General features: G+C 51.5%; 21 protein-coding genes. 6 read left to right on the top strand and 15 right to left on the bottom strand.

The window, feature by feature from the left end; translation table 11 throughout:
• Positions 1-152: 152 nt before the first annotated feature.
• From KTH_RS05555 to KTH_RS05565, 3 genes are all read right to left on the bottom strand, one after another.
• Complete coding sequence (locus tag KTH_RS05555; RefSeq protein WP_497617022.1) at positions 153-692, bottom strand: HD domain-containing protein; 540 nt, start codon at positions 690-692, stop codon at positions 153-155.
• A gap of 470 nt (positions 693-1,162) precedes the next feature.
• The gene (locus tag KTH_RS05560; protein WP_497617024.1) at positions 1,163-1,984 is read right to left on the bottom strand and encodes an alpha/beta fold hydrolase; all 822 of its coding nucleotides are present in this window, start codon (positions 1,982-1,984) and stop codon (positions 1,163-1,165) included.
• Positions 1,985-2,208: 224 nt separating this feature from the next.
• A complete protein-coding gene (locus tag KTH_RS05565) occupies positions 2,209-2,805 on the bottom strand; it encodes a TetR/AcrR family transcriptional regulator (RefSeq protein WP_497617028.1) in 597 nt (198 codons plus the stop codon).
• Between the two features lie 230 nt (positions 2,806-3,035).
• Between KTH_RS05565 and KTH_RS05570 the strand changes: the two genes are divergently transcribed.
• Together KTH_RS05570 and KTH_RS05575 are read left to right on the top strand one after the other, a co-directional pair.
• Complete coding sequence (locus KTH_RS05570; RefSeq protein WP_497617031.1) at positions 3,036-3,983, top strand: NADP-dependent oxidoreductase; 948 nt, start codon at positions 3,036-3,038, stop codon at positions 3,981-3,983.
• 227 nt (positions 3,984-4,210) lie between these two features.
• Entirely contained in the window at positions 4,211-4,972 is a 762-nt protein-coding gene (locus KTH_RS05575; RefSeq protein ID WP_497617033.1) for an NAD-dependent epimerase/dehydratase family protein, read from the top strand.
• Positions 4,973-5,099: 127 nt separating this feature from the next.
• Here the strand turns inward: KTH_RS05575 and KTH_RS05580 are convergent, their stop codons facing one another.
• The 5 genes from KTH_RS05580 to KTH_RS05600 all read right to left on the bottom strand — a co-directional run bounded on the left by KTH_RS05580 (position 5,100) and on the right by KTH_RS05600 (position 9,853).
• Positions 5,100-5,258, bottom strand: coding sequence for a hypothetical protein (locus tag KTH_RS05580; protein ID WP_497617035.1), 159 nt, complete (start codon positions 5,256-5,258; stop codon positions 5,100-5,102).
• 104 nt (positions 5,259-5,362) lie between these two features.
• Positions 5,363-6,613: a hypothetical protein gene (locus KTH_RS05585; protein ID WP_497617036.1), complete on the bottom strand. Its 1,251-nt coding sequence runs from the start codon at positions 6,611-6,613 to the stop codon at positions 5,363-5,365.
• Positions 6,614-7,112: 499 nt separating this feature from the next.
• The gene (locus KTH_RS05590) at positions 7,113-7,616 is read right to left on the bottom strand and encodes a hypothetical protein (protein ID WP_497617038.1); all 504 of its coding nucleotides are present in this window, start codon (positions 7,614-7,616) and stop codon (positions 7,113-7,115) included.
• Between the two features lie 66 nt (positions 7,617-7,682).
• Positions 7,683-8,879 carry an RNA-guided endonuclease InsQ/TnpB family protein gene (locus KTH_RS05595; protein ID WP_497617040.1) on the bottom strand — a complete coding sequence of 399 codons (1,197 nt, stop codon included), beginning with the start codon at positions 8,877-8,879 and terminating at the stop codon, positions 7,683-7,685.
• Between the two features lie 38 nt (positions 8,880-8,917).
• On the bottom strand, positions 8,918-9,853 hold the full coding sequence (locus KTH_RS05600) for a hypothetical protein (protein ID WP_497617042.1): 936 nt from the start codon (positions 9,851-9,853) through the stop codon (positions 8,918-8,920).
• 172 nt (positions 9,854-10,025) lie between these two features.
• Between KTH_RS05600 and KTH_RS05605 the strand changes: the two genes are divergently transcribed.
• The 4 genes from KTH_RS05605 to KTH_RS05620 all read left to right on the top strand — a co-directional run bounded on the left by KTH_RS05605 (position 10,026) and on the right by KTH_RS05620 (position 12,202).
• The gene (locus KTH_RS05605; protein ID WP_497617043.1) at positions 10,026-10,250 is read left to right on the top strand and encodes a hypothetical protein; all 225 of its coding nucleotides are present in this window, start codon (positions 10,026-10,028) and stop codon (positions 10,248-10,250) included.
• Positions 10,247-10,684, top strand: a complete 438-nt coding sequence (locus tag KTH_RS05610; protein ID WP_111323578.1) for a hypothetical protein — start codon at positions 10,247-10,249, stop codon at positions 10,682-10,684. The genes KTH_RS05605 and KTH_RS05610 overlap by 4 nt, the downstream gene beginning before the upstream one ends.
• A gap of 318 nt (positions 10,685-11,002) precedes the next feature.
• The gene (locus tag KTH_RS05615; protein WP_137685996.1) at positions 11,003-11,377 is read left to right on the top strand and encodes a hypothetical protein; all 375 of its coding nucleotides are present in this window, start codon (positions 11,003-11,005) and stop codon (positions 11,375-11,377) included.
• A gap of 66 nt (positions 11,378-11,443) precedes the next feature.
• Positions 11,444-12,202, top strand: a complete 759-nt coding sequence (locus KTH_RS05620) for a protein-L-isoaspartate O-methyltransferase family protein (RefSeq protein ID WP_170142666.1) — start codon at positions 11,444-11,446, stop codon at positions 12,200-12,202.
• Between the two features lie 191 nt (positions 12,203-12,393).
• Here the strand turns inward: KTH_RS05620 and KTH_RS05625 are convergent, their stop codons facing one another.
• The 7 genes from KTH_RS05625 to KTH_RS05655 all read right to left on the bottom strand — a co-directional run bounded on the left by KTH_RS05625 (position 12,394) and on the right by KTH_RS05655 (position 19,540).
• Positions 12,394-12,774, bottom strand: a complete 381-nt coding sequence (locus KTH_RS05625) for a VOC family protein (RefSeq protein ID WP_111323576.1) — start codon at positions 12,772-12,774, stop codon at positions 12,394-12,396.
• 201 nt (positions 12,775-12,975) lie between these two features.
• The gene (locus KTH_RS05630; RefSeq protein ID WP_170142665.1) at positions 12,976-13,665 is read right to left on the bottom strand and encodes a helix-turn-helix domain-containing protein; all 690 of its coding nucleotides are present in this window, start codon (positions 13,663-13,665) and stop codon (positions 12,976-12,978) included.
• A 371-nt stretch (positions 13,666-14,036) separates the two neighbouring features.
• A complete protein-coding gene (locus tag KTH_RS05635) occupies positions 14,037-14,441 on the bottom strand; it encodes a hypothetical protein (protein ID WP_497617046.1) in 405 nt (134 codons plus the stop codon).
• An 80-nt stretch (positions 14,442-14,521) separates the two neighbouring features.
• On the bottom strand, positions 14,522-15,478 hold the full coding sequence (locus KTH_RS05640; RefSeq protein ID WP_111323573.1) for an AraC family transcriptional regulator: 957 nt from the start codon (positions 15,476-15,478) through the stop codon (positions 14,522-14,524).
• Positions 15,479-16,054: 576 nt separating this feature from the next.
• Positions 16,055-17,146 (bottom strand): endonuclease/exonuclease/phosphatase family protein, encoded by a 1,092-nt coding sequence (locus tag KTH_RS05645; RefSeq protein WP_170142664.1) that lies wholly within the window; start codon positions 17,144-17,146, stop codon positions 16,055-16,057.
• 358 nt (positions 17,147-17,504) lie between these two features.
• Positions 17,505-19,001 (bottom strand): outer membrane protein assembly factor BamB family protein, encoded by a 1,497-nt coding sequence (locus KTH_RS05650; RefSeq protein ID WP_111323570.1) that lies wholly within the window; start codon positions 18,999-19,001, stop codon positions 17,505-17,507.
• On the bottom strand, positions 19,001-19,540 hold the full coding sequence (locus KTH_RS05655; protein WP_170142663.1) for an RNA polymerase sigma factor: 540 nt from the start codon (positions 19,538-19,540) through the stop codon (positions 19,001-19,003). Before KTH_RS05655 ends, KTH_RS05650 begins: the two co-directional genes overlap by 1 nt.
• Positions 19,541-19,911 lie beyond the last annotated feature (371 nt).

Genomic DNA, 19,911 nt, shown 5'->3' on the forward strand with positions numbered 1-19,911 from the left:
GCGCTTCATTCGGGAAATAGGCGCAATAGAGGTAACGAATGGATCATCTTGCTTTTCTGGTTGCGTCCGGGATGCTGTTCAATTAGGGAAGAGAGCTGTGTGCATCAAGTGCTCTGAATGATGCTCTATAGCTTTCTTGCCTCCCTGAATAATCAAGGCGCGTACGTTCCCTGCCAGAGAAGGTGATGGTGCGCATCTTTCGCCAGCTCCTCAGCGATCTCGTCGAACTGCATATAAACCGACCAGACCTCTTGCTGACACTGACTTGCAATCCGCTTGACAAGCGCCTCTTCCAGCTCTGTATTGCGTTTGCCTTTCCATATCGTATCGGCGAAGGCAACCAGAAGGTCCTCGAGCGGGGATTCCTGAGACCATTGGTTATGGGTGCGGGCAAAGCGAGCATAGGACTCTGGCAGACCGCTTTCGCGAAGCAGTTGCGGCCCGATCTCCTCATGTCGGGAGCCGGGGCCGGTCAGTTCTTCGCGAACAATGGCTTTGCCTATATCGTGGGTCGCGGCCCCGATCAAAACTGCTTGCCTGTCGTAGGTGAGGAGGGGCCAGTGATGCTGAAGCCGCGCTGTGAGCCTGACCGCCACATCGTGGACGATCGTCAGATGAGCAACCAAACGTGGTGGGGCTGCGTGTTTCGCGAGGATGGCTTGAATCGATTCTGGCAAATTCTGTATCTGCAAGCTGGTTCTCCTGTGGTTGCTGAGAGAAAGTGCCTCTCTTTGTAGAAACTGCGTCGAAGCTGCGGGCAAGCAGCAATTTGGGGACGAGAACGCGTTGTCGTATTCAGCTACATGTATGATAGCATATCATCGAGCATCTCAGAAGGTGGTGGCAGCCGAGAGAAGCGCCTTGCAGAGCTTGTGTTCCTCGTTATCCCTTGTGTCAGGCAAGCACAATGGTTTCCGAGGGAAACGGGTAAGCGATGGAGCCGGTAGGAGAGGAGCAGGCAGGTTTGAGAGGGAGGTGCCGCAGTTCTCGCTTTAGCACGCTTAAGCAGCCTTTGCAGCAGACCCATTCCTCTCCCGCCTGAAGACGGGAGCTTCCTGGGCTGCTCCCGTGAAGAGGTGGCACTACCTCTGGCAGTTCCTGCCTATCGGGCATATGGTGAAGGCACCATCATTCAGAGTGCCTTCACGCTCATCTGTTGGGGTTATCGAGTTCCCGCTTGAATATGATCCACGTTTTTGAGGAATTGCACGAGTGCCGGTATAAGCAGCTCATCGGATGGCCCGTGGTCCTGACCGGGGAGGCGGCGATGCTGCCCCTGGGGGAGGAGGTTTGCAAGCTCTTCTGCCGAATGCTGCATATACCAGGGGCTTGCGCCTCCATCCATTACGAGCGTTGGGACGGAAACCGAGGCCCACTTTTTAATTGACTCTGGATTGCCCCGCATGGTATCGCCCATAATGGCGGCGTCGTAGCGAAGCGTGGGCGCGACCTTCTCAAATGTTTCCCACATTGGAGCATTGCGCATGGCTGTCACATGCTCGGCAGGCATTCCTACTGCTCGGGTCATGAAGTATTCGAGGGCATCACCGCGACGTCCTGCTGCAATAAGCGTATTGAGCGTTTCCTGATAATCGCCTGGCAAGGGCGGGCGGCTATCATCAATGATAAAGGGCGGCTCATAGAGGGCCAGTTTTGTGACCCTGCCGGGAAGCAAGCGTGCGGCTTCCAGGGCGAGGACAGCGCCGGAAGAGTGTCCGAAGAGGAAGGCCGATCCTCCCGCCTCGGTAATAAGGACGTCAATATCTTCTATTTCGCGCTCGACTGCATAGGTATCTGCATCGCCGCTTTCGCCTCGTCCCCGCCGGTCATAGTTGAAAACGGTGAAATGTTGTGCAAGCTCCGAAGCTGACCCCTTCCCGTACTCCCGTGAGGCGGTTGCTCCAGATACCATGATAAGAGCGGGCCCCTGACCCTCCCGATCAAAGACAATAGGTGTTCCATCTTTTGATATGACCTTGCTCATTATTATTCTCCTCTCTTCTCGACGTTTCTATTGAGTTTGAGTTGGTCCCTATATTGGTCTATGCAGTAGAAAAGTTATTATTGTAGGCGCTTATTAGCGTAGGATCAGTATAGCAGAGAAAGAGTGCTCGGGCTTCTCGAATCTTGCTTTTTCCCGCTTCTTATGGTTGATGGGGACCAGAAGCGTTCCTGTCAGGAGCAACCAGGCTTGTCACGTCCTGGTGCTTATCGGGATGGAACGGTGACGAGCGGGGAGAGGCCTGCTATCACGCTTGGCAAGACCTGACGAACCATCTCTTGTGCCGAGATCGTCTGCTCACCACGGCTCCATTGGGCTGCAGTGCCCAAGATCGCCCAACTGATAACCTGTGCCGTTGTCTCTCTTTTCTCCTTTTGTGCGCCTGGCGCTGAAGCAGTAAGCCATCGCAGAAGCAGTTCGTAGATTTCCTGTTGTATCCCCTGCTCGAAAAGTGGCTCGAATTGTTGGTCAGACCGCCTGATATGCTGTCGTATAAGGGCAAGGAATTCAAACACCGAGAGCAGAAGGGTCGCGAGGGCGCCTGCGTGCAGGGAAGAGGATGCAGGGAGATTCTGTGCCAGGATTCGTTGAAACTTTCCTCGTAACCAGTCTTCTACAAGAGCATATTTATCCTCGAAATGCGCATAGAATGTAGATCGATTTACATGTGCTCGCTCGGTGATGTCCTGTACAGAAATTCCGTGTAGATTCTGCTTTTCGCGTACCAGATCCATAAAGGCCTGAAGCAGGAGTTGACGAGTCCGTTGCACCCGTGGGTCGTTTCCATTGACTATTCTGGACATTTTGCTCCTTACGAATGTAGATGCTTGCTCTTCCAGAAACCGACACTTTGCATTCACTGTTGTTTACCCAACAGTGAGGCCACTTTGCAGGTTGTCCCGGATACTGGCATCCCTTACACTAAACGAAGTGGAGTATTATACCACGCTGTTGATTATACAACACTGTTGTGTCGATTGGAGGCTTGAGATCTCGTGTGTCAAGAGCTTCCGAGAGAGAAGGAGAGAACAAGATGTCAACGATACAGGCGATCCGCGTTCATGGCTACGGTGGACCTGAGCAGCTCAGGCTGGAAAGCGTGCCCTGTCCAGAGCCACAGGAAGGTGAGGTGCTGCTGCGAGTGTACGCGATTGGAGTCAACCCGATTGATTGGAAGATACGTGCCGGTCTTCTTCAGGATTTCTTTCCGAAACAGTTTCCTTATATCCCGGGCTACGATGTCGCTGGCATTGTTGAGGGCGTGGGTCCCGGAGTGACAACATGGAGTGTTGGGCAGGAGGTCTTTGGGCAGGGAACGAAAGGTACTTATGCTGAATACATTGTCACTGCTGCCTCAGCGCTTGCGCCCAAGCCCACAGCTATCAGCTTTGCTGAGGCTGCCGCTATTCCAGTTGGAGCTATGACCGCCTGGAAAGCCCTGTTTCAGGATGGAGGGCTTCAAGCAGGTCAGCGAGTATTGGTGCTTGGTGCTGCTGGTGGTGTCGGTGCCTTTGCCGTTCAACTGGCAAAATGGGGAGGAGCGCAGGTCATTGGCACTGCTTCGACGGCGAATCTTGCGTTTGTACGCTCGCTTGGTGCTGAGCAAGTAATTGACTATACAACTACCCCAATTACTTCAACTGCGCTGGTAGAGCGGGCTGTTCAAGCGGTTGATCTGGTCATAGATGGGGTTGGTGGAGAAGTGGGGCGCAGCGCTTTGGCTGTCGTTCGACGGGGAGGGAAGCTGATTTCACTTGTTGAACCACCAGCACCGGAACTGGCGCAGAGGTATGGTGTAGAAACGATGATGGTGCAATCCCCTCCCCCCGAGGACTGTTTGAAGACGATCGCGCGGTTAGTCGACGAGGGGCAGCTTCGCGTAACAACGGGGCGCATCTTTCCTTTTCGCGAGGTACGAGAGGCTCACATGCTCTCGCAAACCGGTCACGGACGCGGCAGGATTGTACTCCAACTTGATTGAGCGCAAGTAGGAGTTTCCTTCGATGGTTCTTGCTCAGTGTGCCTGTCAGATTTCATGACAGGCGCTTCAGGGCGCGTTGACGGGCACGATGACCATTGATTTATCTTGCGTTCCCTGGTGCGCTTTTGCCCGGACTTTTGTGAGGAGGGTTCAGCTTCGCCCTGGCTGATCTTCTCCTCATGTCTCTTCCCTCCCGAAGCGTTCGTGTAGAAAAGAAAAAGGAGTGTATGATGACGAGGACTGTGTTGATCACCGGGGCGAATGGATTGATTGGTTCTCAGGTGCGCAAGGCGCTGGCCCACCGCTACGAGTTACGTTTGCTCGCGAGGAGGCCAATCGAGGGCGTTGAGGCGACGGTAGCGGATATCGCACAATTTGAGGCGATTCGTCCCGCTTTTGAGGGCGTTGATTCGGTGATCCATCTTGCGGCGAGCGCGGCTGTCCAGAGCCCCTGGGATGCTGTGCTTCATAATAACATCATCGGCACGTATAATGTGTTTGAAGCAGCTCGGCAGGCGGGTGTAAAGCAGGTCATTTTCGCCAGTTCCAATCATGCAGTTGGCACCTATGAGATGCTCTATCAATCCGACCCCGATCAACCCACGTCCCGGACAATAGATCATCTGGTGCCTGTTGCGCCGGATAGCCTCTATGGTGTCAGCAAGGTGTTCGGTGAGGCATTGGGGCGCTATTATGCTGATCATCATGGGCTGCGGGTGATTTGCTTACGTATTGGCTGGATCAATGCTCAGGATGCTCCGGAAGGAAAGCCGTTTGCCGCCGATACGACTATGTGGCAAAGTATGCGCGATTTTGTGCATATGGTTGAGCGGTGTCTTGAGGCGGAGACGATTCGCTTTGATATCTTCTATGGTGTTTCGGATAATCCGCATCGGCTCTTTGATCTTGAGCATGCACGCCAGGTGCTCGGGTATCATCCCCGGGACAATGCGATAGAGCGTTTACGGGAGCGCGGCAGGTTAGAATAATACGAACAGGAATGAGTGAAGCAGAGGAAGACGCGGGAAACCGGTTCCCGACGAATCTCGTTTCTTTGCGTCTCCTTGCGGGTGCAATTCACGAGCTGCACAAGATCTGGTGGTGCGATGTAGCTTACTACTTTGCCTGCGCTTTGAGGGACCAGGACGTATAGGGATTCTGGCGCTGGAAGGCAATACGTTCCTGTAAGGGAGTGATGTACTCGCCTCCAAAGGAGCGCTGCCCTATGTTCATCTCCGCTGCGAGTTCTTCCGGTGTCGACTGCGAAAAAATCATGTCTCCGCTCCTAAACTGTTTGATGAAACAGTTGCCCGAGTCTTTTAACCTGCATCTCATGTGGCCATTGCTGTCAGATCCTGATAGATGTCAGCCGCCTCCTTTTATTTTTGGAACATTCCTGCATATTCAAGAAAAAGGATCTGTAATCCTAATGCTGCAACATCATCACTTTTCCCGTAGGAGGTGCTTGAGAGATCTTCATAAAGCCTTTTTATGACAGGAAGATGGATATAGGACTGCATTTCTTCCATCAGGGAGAGCGCTTCCTGAGCGAGAGTTGTAGCAATAGGGTAATATCCCTTCCCAAAGTGGCTTCTAGCGAGGATAAAGATGTTGTTCAACCGCTCGTAGTTGTGAATCCTCTTTCCCTTACGTGCCTGATGTTGTTCCAGCTCGTCCAGAATGTCCTGCGCTTGAGTTGATCGTTGTAATTTTACATTGTTGACTTCTACAAGGGCTCTAGCACGGTTTATCAGGTAAAATTGAGGTGTAAGTTCTATGGTGTAGATATCACCACCAGGGTCAAGTTCAATATACTTTTCGGACTCATCAATGAGCTTGAGCGCTTGTCCGAATGCTGCCTCGTTACGGGCCTTCCATACTTGAGTTAAACCTAAAATGTTCAACGCTCTTCCTTTTATTCTCTCGGGAGGGGCGTATTTTCTCGTTTTATTTGATGAACTTGATGTAGAACGAGTCAATTGTAATACTGCTTGTAGATCTTGTTCTGCATGCTTTAATTCAGCTCGATCAAAGAAGAACTCTCCTCTACGATAAAGTGCCATTGCGTGCAGGTCTGTAAATTCTTCCTCAGTTGCTAGAGTGATTGCCTTATGGAAATGGGAAAGAGCAAGCGATGCCCGACCAAGCTCATTTGCAATATAAGCTCGTCTCACATGATAGGAACAAAGTAGCCTTTTTATTTGTTCCTTTTGGGGCGCTGAAGCATAGAGTACAGAATTGTGAAGTGTTTGAAGCCGCTCATGTAAGTCATTCAAAGCGTGCTCTGGCGATCCTTTATAGCCTTTTTGCCAGTAGGCATTGAGAGCAGTAGTGTACTCCGTTCTATCAAGGGGATGTTCAGGAATTGAAACATCGGCTTCTGCTTGGAGGTCAGGACATAAAAGCAGAGGGGGAATCCCTAATAATCCTGCTAATACCAGTCTTCTCTTTATATTCTTAGGCAAGTGACCCTCCTCAATCATATAAATAGCATCTTGCTGGACAGGATATCCTCGAACAGCATTCCCATAAAGGGAACCAAGTTTTTCTGCACTCCATCCCTTTTCAATTCTTTTATTTCTGATTACTCTTCCAAGTTCTTTTTCGGAGATTTTGTAATTTGTTTGCACTACCGAGGTTTCTCCTTAGAAATATTCTTTCTATCTTCTAAAGCTATTTTAGTAGTGCAGGATACAAATGTAAATCCAAAAAATATAGTATGGGGTAAGAATTCCTTTTTTGGATACTATGCTATCTCCGTATGTATTCTTCTGTTGAGCAGAAAATATTCAAGCTCGCCTGTTTGTAGCAAACAATTACAATCCCTACTTTGTCAAGAGGAAAAGCTGATATGACGGATTACACAATCAAAGCAGGAAACCAGACGCTGTACAGTGGATCTGATGCCCATAAACTCCTGCGTCATTCATCCTCTTGTCTGAAGACAGGGATCTTCTGGCCCGTCTTGGCAAGAAGCTCACAAGCAGTGCAAGGTCTGGTGTGCGGAGTCAGGCTGTTGTGAGCAAAGGAAGCGGGTCGCTGATGCTGGTCAGCAGTCTTCTAAAGGAAACTAAGTAACAGTGCCAGCTTTATGCGACCCACATCCCAGATACGCTACAGATCTTTGCTTTATTCTGGCTTATACCATTCCTGGAGCATGTCATTAAGCTCCTTTACATCGATAGACTTGCCATATGAGCTCAATGCCAGTCTACTCTGAATATCCTTGATAGATGCCATATTGCGGGGTGAATGAATCAGGTGGAAAGTTACCAATGCGTTCTTCGCTCTCGCGGTAGCCTCTGGATAGTCTCCAAGATTCATATATGTCTCGGACATTAAGAGGTCAAACCAGGCCTGATAGCGTGTCTCGTCTCCTGAATAGGTCTTTCCTTGTCGTAGCTGCCGTACCTGATTGAGTTCTGCCAGTGCCTGCCCGGGAAGACCTGCTGCGTTGAGTGTTTCGGACCTTCCCAGATGATAACCACCGGCATGTAAACCCGTTAATGTGCCAGTAATTAAAGCCCTGATGTAGAAGTCTTCTATGGGATCAGCGTCAATAGCATCAGCCGCATCATCTACCATTGTTAGCGCCTGAGCAACTTTGGCATCACGCGGCCCCAATTTTAGCATTGCCAGCGCACGGCTCAATTGGAGTCTGTTGACACTCCCCAGACCTGAAGGCCGGGGATTCTTCCTTCATCCAGCCTGCTTGCGCGGCGCCGCAGTGCGACGACGCGTAGCGGCAGGCTGTCCAGAAGCGTTCGACGAGACACCCTCGTCGGTTCCCGTCTGCCCGACGGTACCCTGTAGCGCTTTGTGCAAGATATTCAAGGCGGCGTTGTGATCGCGATCGAGGAGCAAACCACAGCCGGGACACAGATGGGTACGCATACTCAAGCTCTTTTTCACCCGTTGTCCACAACGAGAACAGTTCTGAGTCGTAAAGGCGGGTTCCACCCCGATCACCGGAACACGATGCAGCGTGCCATAATACCTGACCCAGGAGAGGAAGCGCCCCCACGCCGCATCAGCGATACTCTTGGCCAGATGGCGGTTCTTGACCAGGTGACGGATCTGCAAGGCTTCGTAGGCAATCAGGTCGTGAGACGAGATGAGCGCGTTCGCCTGCTTTCTGGCGAAGTCCTCGCGCTGCCGCTGTACCTTGAGATACGCTTTGCTGAGAGCTTGACGGGCTTTGCGCCGATTGCGACTGCGTTTCTGGGTCCTGGAGAGCCGACGATGCAGCCGCTTGAGCCGCCGTTCCGCCTTGCGGAGATACTGAGGAGGAGCCACGGTGTTGCCTTCGGAGTCGGTGAAGAAGGCACGCAGCCCTAGATCAATGCCCACCTGCTTGCCCGAGGGCTGATGCTCAACGCGTCGCGTGGCCGCCACCGCAAACTGACAATAATACCCATCAGCCCGCCGGAGCAGCCGTACCCGCTTGATCTGTGAGAGGGGAAAGGTCATGATATCGCGCGAGCCGATGAGGCGCAGCCGGCCAATGCCACAGCCATCTGTGAAGCGAATATGAATGCCATCGGCCTCCAGCTTCCAGCCCGTCTGCTTGTATTCGACACTGCGACAATCGCGCTGGAACTGAGGATAGCCCTTCTTGCCGGGTGTCTTGAGGCGACAGTTCTCGTAGAAACGGGCGATGGCAGCCCACGCCCGATCAGCGGCAGCTTGCCGGGCCTGCGAGTTGAGGGAGAGCGCAAAAGGGAACTGTCTGGCCAGCACAGCGCAATACCGCTGCAGATCATTCCTGGAGACGCCGCGTGCATCCATCCAGAGGCGCAGGCACTTGTTGCGAATGAACTGGGTGGTGCGGATGGCTTCCTCGATGGCGGCGAATTGCGCTTTCGACCCATCGAGCTTGTATTCGTAGATCAGCATCCCTTGCTCCTTGTTCGCCCTCACTGTCTTCGTATATCCTAGCACAACGATTGTCTTCTGTCAAGCGAAGGGGGACGTCCTGCCTCTGATGGCTTCCTGCGCCATCCATCCCCTTGGCTGAAGCCAGGGGCCTTCTGCCGCTTTTTGGTAAATCCTGCAAGTTGAGGATGGATAGATGTTTCTTGTTCGAGTTGAAGCACACCTTGAAAATCCTTCGCGGCGCTTTTCATCTTACCGGTATCCAGTTGAAACATTCCATTGAAGACCGTTACTCGGCGGGCCCATTCTGCCTTGATGCAGCCCCTTGTGTAGAGCGCTGTCGCGATCAAGTCGTTATCTTGCATCTGTCTCGCGACACGCACCGCTTCATTTGCAGAGCGATATGCAGCCGGGTAATTGCGCTGATCCTTCATAATTCTGGTTGCCAGCAAGAAGTTGCTCAATAGAAGCTCCTGGATCTGGTAGAGCAGGTCACCCCTCACCTGAGCTTCGATGTCTTTGAGCGTCCAAATATCCCGCTCAACATCCTGCATCAGATTCTTTGCACTACTCGTTCGGTGAATATGTAGTGCATCTCGAATACTTTTTTGATGTTTGGCGAGATCGATTGTGACTTTTTGTAAGGTTCCCATTGGTTTCTTCTTTCTCGATTGGATCGTTACGGCTTCGAGTGTGGCAAGCCCTAATAGAACAGGAGGGATATGTAATAAACGGGCAATAATACGCCTTCGCTCCATATCTAAAGGAATAAGATTCTGTTTCTCCATATTGAGAATCCAGGTAGCTGTAACCTGGCCTCGCTTATTCTGCTTTCCAGCTTTCTCCAATTCCTTACTATAGAGTAGTGCAAATGTTTCCGCGCTCAAATTACTCTTTTCTCTATACCGCATCACCTGTCCAGCATTGGGCCAACCATCCTCTTGTTCATCAAATGGTCCGAACCGGCCTCCTTCGCCCCAATACAAACTATTCATATCCTTCTCCGCTCAAGTCCTGACTTGAATAATGATATTTTACCATTTACATTTTTCTACTCTATTATATTCTTTTAATAGCTTTTCAAACAAAGAAAACTGCTGCTGAGGACCATATAGCCTATCGTCATAATCTTATACTCTGAAGTACGCTACATTGGAGGCCAGAAAAATGGATTACACAATCAAAGCAGGAAACCGGACGCTGTACAGTGGATCTGATCCTCAGGAAGCGCGTTGCGTGTTTTTGGAGGCGGCAAATGATCCTGCCTATTTTGAGTGCAGAATCCAGCTCCTGAAAGGCGACCAGCTTCTCGGGGAGTTCCTCGAACGGATCGGATATCGGCAACAAGATAAAGAGATGCTGAGATCCATCGAGAAGGGGGGAGAGAGATGAAGAAGACGAGCAGAAGCGCTTTGAGCAACGACGCGATTTTTGCGCTGGTGGATCAGCACGGCTTTGGCTTTGAGCCGACGTGTCACGGGCCGTGCCAGTACTGGTTCTTACGGGGGCATCTGGACATCTACAAGTGCCAGAAGTGTGGTGCGGAGGTCGTGAGCGACGATTTTCGGAGAATCCCGGATCAGCATCCTCGGCGCATTCCAGAATATCGTCTGGATCAGCTTCTCCAAGCGGTCAAGCAACTGAAGCCAGAGCAACAGAAACGGGTTGTCGTCGGGCTCCTTGCCGATGTCTCGTCGGCTGACTGGTCTCTCACAGCGGTGCTTGCCCATCTGCTTGTCACACTGAGTGCTCGTCAGGTTGCCATCGCGATACTCTGGGCGCTTGGCGTTCTCGACGAGCAGGAGCAAGAACAATCACCTGAGTGAAGCGCTGTTTCGCCGGGATTGCTGGTCCATAGTGTAGCATACGCGGAAAGGCTGTTTCCTCGATCCGGGCACGATCATGTGATCGTCAAGTGTTCTCAAGAGACACCCATACAGGACAGGGAGGGTCCAGAGCATGCTTCAAAGGATGAGAATGAAAGTCGCTGACTGGTTGCAGGCATTGTATGAGGCAAACCGGGTTCCTGAGACGTGGGGCAGCCCGTCCGTTTCGCATGAGACGTTTGAGTAGCTCCGTGAACAGGGCTTTTTCGCGGCTGGTCGGTATCTCTTCGGGCGGCTTCGTGAGGTTGGCCGTCCTGATTGGTCACCAGCTCGCAAATTCGTCGCGCTTATCGTTGGTATCGGCCTGGTCGTGTGCGTGAACGCGTTTCTGCATACCTTCACGAAAGAGCGAAGGCCAGAAGTGACGGCGGCTGGTCGTCGCCGGTTTTCGCCTCAGGTGCCAGCAGGGGCTATGCTGCTCTATGCGACGGTGCGGGCTTGTTGGTGGCGCAGAATGGCGAGGAGATCTCTGGTGGCGGTGGCGGAGGTGGCGGTAGCAGTGACGATGACCCCATATCATCGATGTACGATGGAATAGAATACCGGCCCTATAGGAGTCCTGGCCGGGATGATGGTGAAGTAGGTGCAGGTGACCGAGACTATGATACTTTTGACCCTTATGAAAATTATTAACGGGTATACTAGAGAGAGGAGAAGCGAGCATTCTTCTCTCTCGTTATGGCTGAAGGAGGCAACCGCATGACGGATTTCCAACCTACCAATCACTCAAGGCCGTTTGTGGACATTGTAAAAGAGCGTGCTCAGCGATTTCATCCTTATCCACAGAAGCTTGTTGAGCAGTTTGAACAATTGGACAGAGCATTTTTTGTCCCGGAATATCTTCATGAGCAGTTTCTGGATCGTGTCCATACCAATGAAGGGTGTGCTGGCCTGCTGAGCCAGCCGGGTGTGATTTTCATGATGGTTGCTTTACTCTTTCTCAATGAGCATGTAACCGTCTTTGAGGGTGGCACCGGGACAGGGTATCAAACCGCCATCATGGCCCGCTTATGCAAGCACGTTTACTCAGTAGAGCGTGATCCCAAACGCGTCGAGTTTGCGAAGGATCGTTTGGCGAAACTCGGCATTGAGAATGTGACCATTATGCAGGGCGATGCCGCTGAAGGCCTGCCACAGTATGCCCCCTTTGATAGAATGATCTTTGGTTGTGCTTTTTCCCAGGATCATATTGAGCAAGATCTTCTCGATCAGATGGGGGAGAAGGCCCGTCTCATCGCTCCTACTGGCACCTATCGAGATGCAAGTGTTTGGGGTGATCTCCTCATGGTTACAAAGCAGCAGGGAAGAACCAAGCAGGAAATTGAAGATGTTTTTAAGGGGACGCTTCACTTTGTGCCACTGGTTTCGCCGCGCCCTGTCGGCTGGACCTGGCAGAAGGATCGCTATGTGCCCTCCAGCCAGGTGCGCAAATGGTGGCAGTTCTGGCGCGTGTCGTAGAGCAACAAAAAATCGACCGGTAGCCGCTCAGCGCTACCGGCTTGGTGATGTCTGTTAGAAGATGTTTGTCCTGTCGTACATCTCCCATGCTGTTGCGGTATTCAGTAGTACGGCTCTTGTACTCTTCCGGACAAAGCCGAACGCCTGAAAACCTGCAAGCGTTGCGAAAGGCAACCGGCTGAAAATCGCAATCATCGATGATCTGGCAGTTCCTGCAATGCCCAACTGTTGCCATCAGGATCACTGAAGTAGGCGTACTTTATGCCTCCCAGATCGTCAATCTCACTCACTGTAACACCCCTGCTCACAAGCGTTTCCCGGGCCTCATGGATATCTGCTACAACCAGATGTAGCCCCTTGACCGTTCCTGGTTGCATTTCAGAGATCTCGCCCATCCCGGTCCCAATGACGATTGAACAGGCCGATCCGGGTGGCGTAAGTTGAACCACTCTCATTCCGTTTCCGGGCTGGACATCATGGTCCGCATGAAATCCAACCTGTTCAACATAAAAGCGTTTGGCACGGTCAACATCAGAGACGGGAACCGGCACCAGTTCAAGTTTCATATCCATCGGTCTTCTGGCTCCTTTGTGCTATTTCATGGAACATACTAGAAAGGTGAACCACACAGTCTGAATATGTCAATTCCTGGCTCTATAACAAAACCGTTCCGCAGCATTGAGATGCTCTTTTTTAGCGGAATGCGCCTTTGACCGCTCGGGTTTTGTGAGAGCACCTCTATACTACTGCAAGCACAGGGGAGTCGTCTTGTATCAAATGGCAAGGGTTTCAGGCCGACTCATGTGGATGATTTGAGCGGGCGTATAGCCGGTAAAATGCTTCAGCGATCTGGTCAGGTGCGGCTGATCGAAATAGCCAGCCTCATCAACAGTGTCGAGGATCGAAACTCCTCGCTGTAAAAGGGCTTGTGCATATTGGGCGCGTTGCATTTGCAGAATAGAGCTCTGCGTCAAGCCTGTCGCGTGCTTGAAGCGATGGCGTACCGTGCGAGATGGCACGTCTTTGAGGTGACCTTGCAGCGCCGCCTCCACAACAGGATCACTTGTCAGGATACCGGCACGCGCAAGCCTGTCTACAAACGTGTCTGCATTTTCATAATCGGGGAATTGCCACGCGGAACCGCTGAGCCAGAAGGACTGCTTTGCCGCGCCGGGTAGGATCGTCTCTCGATCCAGCAAGTGTCTGGTAGGCAGGTGAGGCAGAAAGGTACCGGGCTTGAACTTGATCCAGAGAAGTTCTACGCCTTCGGTGTAAGAGATCATGCCAGCACTCGTCCAGGGGCCGACAAGCAAGAGATCGGTCTTGTTATTCAGTCTCCGTAAGACCATATGCCAACAGAATTCGGCTGGACGGAGAGGAGAACCGGCGCTCGCCGTTCGACCGCGTATAATCGTTTCTACATAAGGTGAGTCCGACGCTCTTGCCTCGGTGATAATACTCATGCTGCCGCTCCTTCTATACCTGAAATTCATACGCGAACCCCCGGCGGTTGTCTTCTCAGCAGGGTTCAACTGTCTTCAGTCTGAAAGCATTCATGCGTGACTGTTGTCTCAGCATAGCATGAACAATGGGAAAAGGCTTCTCCTATTTTGCTTTTCTCCACCTGCAAGCAGTCATTCCGGAGAAGATGAACGGCTGTCTCCTTTTCGTTCAATGGGCGCTCACCGGATCCGTTAAACAGGGTACAACGGAGGCGTTTTGAGGAAGGCGGTGCTACGCGGGTGAGCCCGAGTAACACCGTCCTGTTGAAGGGTGTGCATTTCCCGAGCGGGATGTTAAGAAGAATCGGAACCAGTGTAGCCTGATCCAAGGGTCAGGCTTCCTGCTCAATCGTTGTCATGTTGACTTGCTTGATGTTTGCCTGACAACCATTGAAGAGATAGACAGAGACATTATCCTCAAACTCTTCCGTAAAGTGCTGCCGGGCAGCGGGCTCAAGTGTCCCGATGATCGATTGAAGCAACTGTTGTTCAGAATAGGGCTGCACGTACTTCTCGCGCAGTATCTGTCCGGCGTTCTTAAGCGAATGTATGGTGTAGATGGAGAGCAAACGTTCCAGTTGCGCCGGGTGCTCAAGCAGCCGCTGGATTAACGCCTGATGGAAGCGCACCTGCTCCTGATAATCGCCCGGCACTTTTTCAGGTTCTGCCTGGATGTCTGCCTCAACGTCAATGCAGATACGGAAAGTTCGGCGAATAGCAGGTGTATCGTTACCCATAGATGTTCCTTTCTGGAAAATGAGATGCTAGCCAATATCTATGGGGATATGGTACAGCGCAGATGAGCAAGCAATCTTGTCTAATTTTGCGAATTATAATAAAAACATGCTCTGTTCCTTGTATTCAAGCGGTAGGTTCGCGGTGTCAGGCCAAGATAGCGCTGAAACACCCGGGTGAGATGGCTCTGATTTGCAAAGCCACTCTCTAGCGCTATATGAGCAAGAGGAAGATCAGTCCTTTGAAGCAACTGTTGCGCTTTTTTGACGCGTTGATCCAGCACAAATTGGTGTGGAGTCTTCCCGGTTGTCTGGCGGAAGAGGCGGGAAAAATGGGAAGGGCTGAAACCTGTCTGTTCTGCCAGAGCTTCGAGGGAAAGATCCTGATGAAGGCATTCGTTGATGAGGTTTGTAACACGCCTTAATTGCTGAGCAGTGAGCTTGTGTGTCGAAGTGTCTTTGATTTTGATGGAGGTGCTGGCGTAATGCCGTAGGAGGTGCACAGCAAGCAACTGCGCGGCTGCCTGTGCATAGAGCTTCCCAGAGGGTGACTGCTGTTCAAGCTCACGCCACAAAGTCAGACCGATTTGGGCGAGAAGTGGGTCCTGTATGCCAATACCTCCTACAAGTTGGATGTGAGCGGGATCGGCTTCCATCTCCTCGGCAATAATCTGTGTCAGAAGCGCTTTGCTGAGATGAAGATGTAAGGTTTGCATGGGTTCGGGGGAAAGCGCTTTCCAGCGAGTAGCATTGAAGGTTTCCTCGTTCGTCATCAAGATACACTCTTCTGAGTGCAAGCGATTGCCGATCCACGAACCATTGGCGAGATGTTGTTCTATATACATGGCGCCGCCTACAAGCATGACCAGCGGGATATACGGCTCAAGTGAGAGTTTAAATAAGGACTGGTTCTCAAACTCCTCTGGCTCGTCGTACGCATACGCGGCCAGACCTTCCCATCCGAGGTCCTGACTGGAACGAAGAAGGCGCGGAGCGACGAGTTTTTCTTTTGAAGCCTGCTGCGAAGAAAAATTTGTCATTGAGAACAACTCGCTTTCTGCTGAAAAGATGGCCGAGGGAAGGGTGAAATGCTTTGCTTCCCTCCCTATTATAGCTGCTCTTCCCGGCTATATGGAAGTCAATGGGATGGCGGAAATGGTACGGGGCGGTTTCTGGGACTTGAAGCTGAAGGAGGATCTATGACTTGAAAAAAAGTGGGAGCAACTCGCTGCGTGAGGTGAGGGAGAGCACAGGGGAAAGAGTTGCTCCCCACCCGCGCGACTCTGTCCGCCATAGAGGGAAAATATGGTTTTTTGCCAGCTCTGGAGAAAATACAACTTTTGAGGACGCGACACAAGTTCGTCCTGTTATGGGAACTGGCAGAAAGAGCCTTTGACCGCTACGTCTCCCTATATGATCTATGTCTGTCAGAAGCGGAGCTAGCGCCTGGTGCTTTCCTCGTGCTCCTCGGTTCAGGGGCGATACAGAGAGCCGTGAGCGGAGCGCTTTCTTTCTAAAGGGATGGAGGCGCGCAGATCTTGCTCTTGAGGGATGCTTCTGAGGGGTGAGGCCTGTCCCAGGGGCAGGACAGGCCTCTCAGCAGGGGGGAGGTGGCGTTAAGAGAGGGAAAATTCTCCTGTGACGATACAGTGATCACTGCCATGCTTACTGCAATCCGTTGTCTGCGAGAGCGGCGTGATGGATGTGCTGATAAACATATAGTCAATACGGATGATTGCCCAGAGCGGGTTGAGCTCGATACGCCCCCAGGTGTGCCCGGGCCCATTTCCGGCCAGCAGGTGCGTGTCGCGAAGCTGCTGTGAAAGCTCTTTATACGCGACTTCACGGTCAGTAACGTTCAGATCTCCCATAAGAAGCACGTTTTCGCCTTTTTGGAGTACGGACGTGACGAACTGGCTGATTGCGTGGATCTGCTTGTCACGCAGCTCAGGACAAAAAAGGCAATTGTACGTTGTATTGACAGCCGAGAGGGTGTGCGCATTGATGACAAGCAAGGTTTTGTCGTGCCCGAGGTCGAGCTTTGCCCAGAAGACGCGCGGAATGTCCCAGGTGTGCCCGTCTTCGTCTTCGAGCACGCCGGTTTGAAGGACCGGGTATTTGCTAAGGAAGACTTCCGCGGTCGGGAAATCGGGACCCTCATGATAGAAGTGATAAGGGTAGCTCTTTATCAGGTCCTCTGCGTTGAAAATCTCCTCGTTGTTGACCTCTTGCAGGGTGACGATGTCTGGATGCTTCTCCTTGAGGGCACGATAGAGCGCTTGAGAGTCGTCATTATCCATATAGGCATTCCAGGTCATCGCAGTGAAGTGAGAGGCGTCGGCTGGCGCACTCTGAGGGAACGCGATGGCTGGCGGAAAGTTGAGGCCGAAGAGGAGCGCCCCTATGACCAGTACGATGCGTAGTAAGCCGCGATAGCGCAGAAAACAGAAAGGGAGGAAAATCAATAACGGGACAAACAGGTAAGGAGAGAAGATTGCACCCAGAGCAAGAATGCCATCACGTTGCGGAAGAAGGAGCCTTTGCAGTGAATGAATGATGAGAAAAACCACATAGAGTGACGCAATGGTCACAAGCAAGAGGCTCTTCTGCTTATTCAGAAAGATCTGGAGAATGGAATGATGCCCTCCTTGATAAGGCTGAATGAGTGGTTGTGTATGGATGTTTGAAGGATTTTGTGTATAGTGCATTGACGTGAGCCAGTTCCTTCCTGCTTTGAAGAACGCTATACATATATACATACGTTCGACTGTACGAGGACTCGACAGGATGTATACATTGGATTTTTCATAGAAACAGAACGAATACTTTCAGGTATAGCATGATTTTTGGGTTGTATATGCATCGGGCCAGCATTTAGAAGAGAGGCGTACAGGGCGAATTGCCACGCCGTCACCAGCACCAGCACAAGGCATAAGAGAAAGAGTGAAGCCACGAAGAAACGCCTTTCCATACGTTTTGATTTCCTGCACAGAACGAAGAATGACCCGGGCTGGAGCCCGGCGCAGAGAGGCAGTACCTCTCTGCAACCGGAGTCTAATGGCCCGATTATTTGCTATAGAGCTGCATTAAGACCTGGTCGTTCGGATCCTTTACTTGTTCAGATGAGGGAATGGTAAAGGTGCCAAGCGTTTTACCATCTTTCACCTGTAACATCAGCACTCGATTCTGAGAAAGCCCGATGTAGACGACATTTTCATCAGCAACCGGCTGTGGAGGTAGGCTGTCCTGTTCGTAGAAGGATGATTTCCACTCATAAGCGCCGTTCTGGGTGTTGTACGCAGTGACACTGTATCCCTCTCTGGTATGGTAGTTAAGGGTATACAGGTGCTTGCCTGCTACATACAGGTATGGCGCCGGGCTCGACAATGGCTGCTCCCAGAGTTTTCGCCCATCCTGCACCGAGTAGGCATACAGCGCACTGGTGTTCCGGGCCGAAGCGCTGAAGTAGAGCACTCCATCCTGATACTGCAAAGCGCTTTCATTTGTCACACCCGCCAACTGGTATACAGTCATTTTCCTGGTAGCCAGATCATAGCTGAAAAGCTGATCCGTATTCTCAGGCGCGGTGCCTATCATATACAGCTTATTCTGCGCGAAGATGGCTCCTTCATGGAAAGCCGCAGAGTATGTAGCTTGTCCGACTTCCTTCCCCTTCTCGTTCAGGGTAACGATAACCGATTTATCGCTTGTTGTCAGAATAAGATAGATCTGGTTCGCGGTAGCTGCTGCCAGGTAAGAACTACTCTGATTTTCGATGGTCTTTGATTGCGGCAAGGGCTCTGCATGCGTCCAGAGACTGTCACCATTCTGTGCCTGATATGCTTTGATATACAATGTGGTGCCAAGAGAGAAAGAAACATAAACAGCGTTATCTGTAATAACAGGCTTTGAATTTTGTGTCAGGTATGAGATTGCTTTATCATCGATAGGCGCTTTCCAGCGAACAGAGCCGCTTTTTGCGTCGAGAGCAAACAACCTCAACTGTTGATCCTCTGTCGCGTAGGTATAATATGTATCCCCGTGGAGTGTACCAAGCGAAAGAACCGCGTTGGAACCTCCAAAGCTCCAGAGCGGCTTATGCGTTTTCGCATCGAGCGCATAGAGCTTGCCTTTTGTATAGGCGAATTGGGTCGAGAGCGTTGTAGTCGTTGTTGTTGTGTTCTTCTGCGCGAGCGCCTGCAAGAGGATGATACCACTTCCGGCCAGCACGGTAATGCAGAGGACGGCTGCGAGTAACGCGACGCTACGAAGAACAGGACGTTTCTGATGCTTTTTCTGCTTGAACATGACAAGCTTTGAAGCAGCCTTTTCTGTTTTGGCCTGTGTCGCGGTGTGTGTATGTGGTTCTAACCGCTTCCAGACACGCTGAAGTGCTGCATAGTCAGGCTGAGGAGTATAGTGACGCTCAAGGGCCTGAACGGCACGTCGGGCGGCTTGCTGTGAAGCATCGGGCAGAAAAGCATCATCTGAGGAAGCAAGCAGCGCCTCTATATCCTCATCTATATATTGCTCTCGAAAATCTTTCTCTTGCTTCTCTGCCATTATATATCTCCTTTCCGGGATTCAAACATGCTTCGCAGAGCGCGAAGCGATCGGGAAAGCATTGCGCGTATGGCTCCCTCGCGTTTTTTCAGGATGCGGGCAATCTCGGTGCAGCGCAAGCCACTGGTAAAGCGCAGATAGAGTACTTCCTGCTGCGCCTTTGGTAGCTGTTTCAGGTACTCCTGCAAGATTGCTTCCTCCTCATTCTGAAGGAACGAGTATTCGGGCTCATACCGCTCGCTGTCGCGTATGCTCTCAAGATCATCTAAAGGGACAAAATCCCGGTTTTGGGTACGTCGATAATAATTGATGAGTTTATTGTGTGCGACTGTCCAGAGCCAGGAACGGCGCTTCTCCTCGTCCATCGCTGCGAACTGTTGCTCGTGTTTGATGGCCATATAAAACACGTCATAGAGGAGGTCTTCAGCATCCTCCTGGGAAGACGTATGACGTTTCAGGTAGGCAAGCAACCGTGTAGCATGTTTCTGGTAGCTGGCAGAGATAAGAGACCCCTCGGTTTTGTCTAATGTATCCTGCATATTGGCCTCATTCTGAATATATGGTCTCGGCGACCTCATGTAGTATAACAATCGGGTCTGGAAAGTGTTACATTCTCTCTCCTGTGTGTTGCAAAATGGTCTGCCGGTACCTGGGCTCACCATATCACCTGTCTCGCCGCTGTCAGTTCGGTACCAGTCTGGCGAGCTTGCTCGCTGATTATGGGGGGTGCGATGATCTGTGTCGATGGTGGTATGCTTTGTTCGGTTCTCTCATTCGCCACGCTGCCGCAGAGCCTGGTGCGGAGAGAGGCATAAAGGGAACTGGCAGTTATTTTCGGGGACCAAAATTTCGTAGGATGGTAAAAAAGTTTCATAGCATGTGATAGAGGAGGACGAGAACGGCTGAATCT

It is taken from the genome of Thermosporothrix sp. COM3, from assembly GCF_059696735.1.

Coding starts and splice junctions, on each gene's coding strand:
- KTH_RS05560 (WP_497617024.1), bottom strand. CDS start 1,984: ATGAGCAAGGTCATATCAAAAGATGGAACACCTATTGTCTTTGATCGG.
- KTH_RS05565 (WP_497617028.1), bottom strand. CDS start 2,805: ATGTCCAGAATAGTCAATGGAAACGACCCACGGGTGCAACGGACTCGT.
- KTH_RS05570 (WP_497617031.1), top strand. CDS start 3,036: ATGTCAACGATACAGGCGATCCGCGTTCATGGCTACGGTGGACCTGAG.
- KTH_RS05575 (WP_497617033.1), top strand. CDS start 4,211: ATGATGACGAGGACTGTGTTGATCACCGGGGCGAATGGATTGATTGGT.
- KTH_RS05580 (WP_497617035.1), bottom strand. CDS start 5,258: ATGATTTTTTCGCAGTCGACACCGGAAGAACTCGCAGCGGAGATGAAC.
- KTH_RS05590 (WP_497617038.1), bottom strand. CDS start 7,616: ATGCTAAAATTGGGGCCGCGTGATGCCAAAGTTGCTCAGGCGCTAACA.
- KTH_RS05595 (WP_497617040.1), bottom strand. CDS start 8,879: ATGCTGATCTACGAATACAAGCTCGATGGGTCGAAAGCGCAATTCGCC.
- KTH_RS05600 (WP_497617042.1), bottom strand. CDS start 9,853: ATGAATAGTTTGTATTGGGGCGAAGGAGGCCGGTTCGGACCATTTGAT.
- KTH_RS05605 (WP_497617043.1), top strand. CDS start 10,026: ATGGATTACACAATCAAAGCAGGAAACCGGACGCTGTACAGTGGATCT.
- KTH_RS05610 (WP_111323578.1), top strand. CDS start 10,247: ATGAAGAAGACGAGCAGAAGCGCTTTGAGCAACGACGCGATTTTTGCG.
- KTH_RS05620 (WP_170142666.1), top strand. CDS start 11,444: ATGACGGATTTCCAACCTACCAATCACTCAAGGCCGTTTGTGGACATT.
- KTH_RS05625 (WP_111323576.1), bottom strand. CDS start 12,774: ATGGATATGAAACTTGAACTGGTGCCGGTTCCCGTCTCTGATGTTGAC.
- KTH_RS05630 (WP_170142665.1), bottom strand. CDS start 13,665: ATGAGTATTATCACCGAGGCAAGAGCGTCGGACTCACCTTATGTAGAA.
- KTH_RS05635 (WP_497617046.1), bottom strand. CDS start 14,441: ATGGGTAACGATACACCTGCTATTCGCCGAACTTTCCGTATCTGCATT.
- KTH_RS05640 (WP_111323573.1), bottom strand. CDS start 15,478: ATGACAAATTTTTCTTCGCAGCAGGCTTCAAAAGAAAAACTCGTCGCT.
- KTH_RS05645 (WP_170142664.1), bottom strand. CDS start 17,146: ATGCACTATACACAAAATCCTTCAAACATCCATACACAACCACTCATT.
- KTH_RS05650 (WP_111323570.1), bottom strand. CDS start 19,001: ATGGCAGAGAAGCAAGAGAAAGATTTTCGAGAGCAATATATAGATGAG.
- KTH_RS05655 (WP_170142663.1), bottom strand. CDS start 19,540: ATGCAGGATACATTAGACAAAACCGAGGGGTCTCTTATCTCTGCCAGC.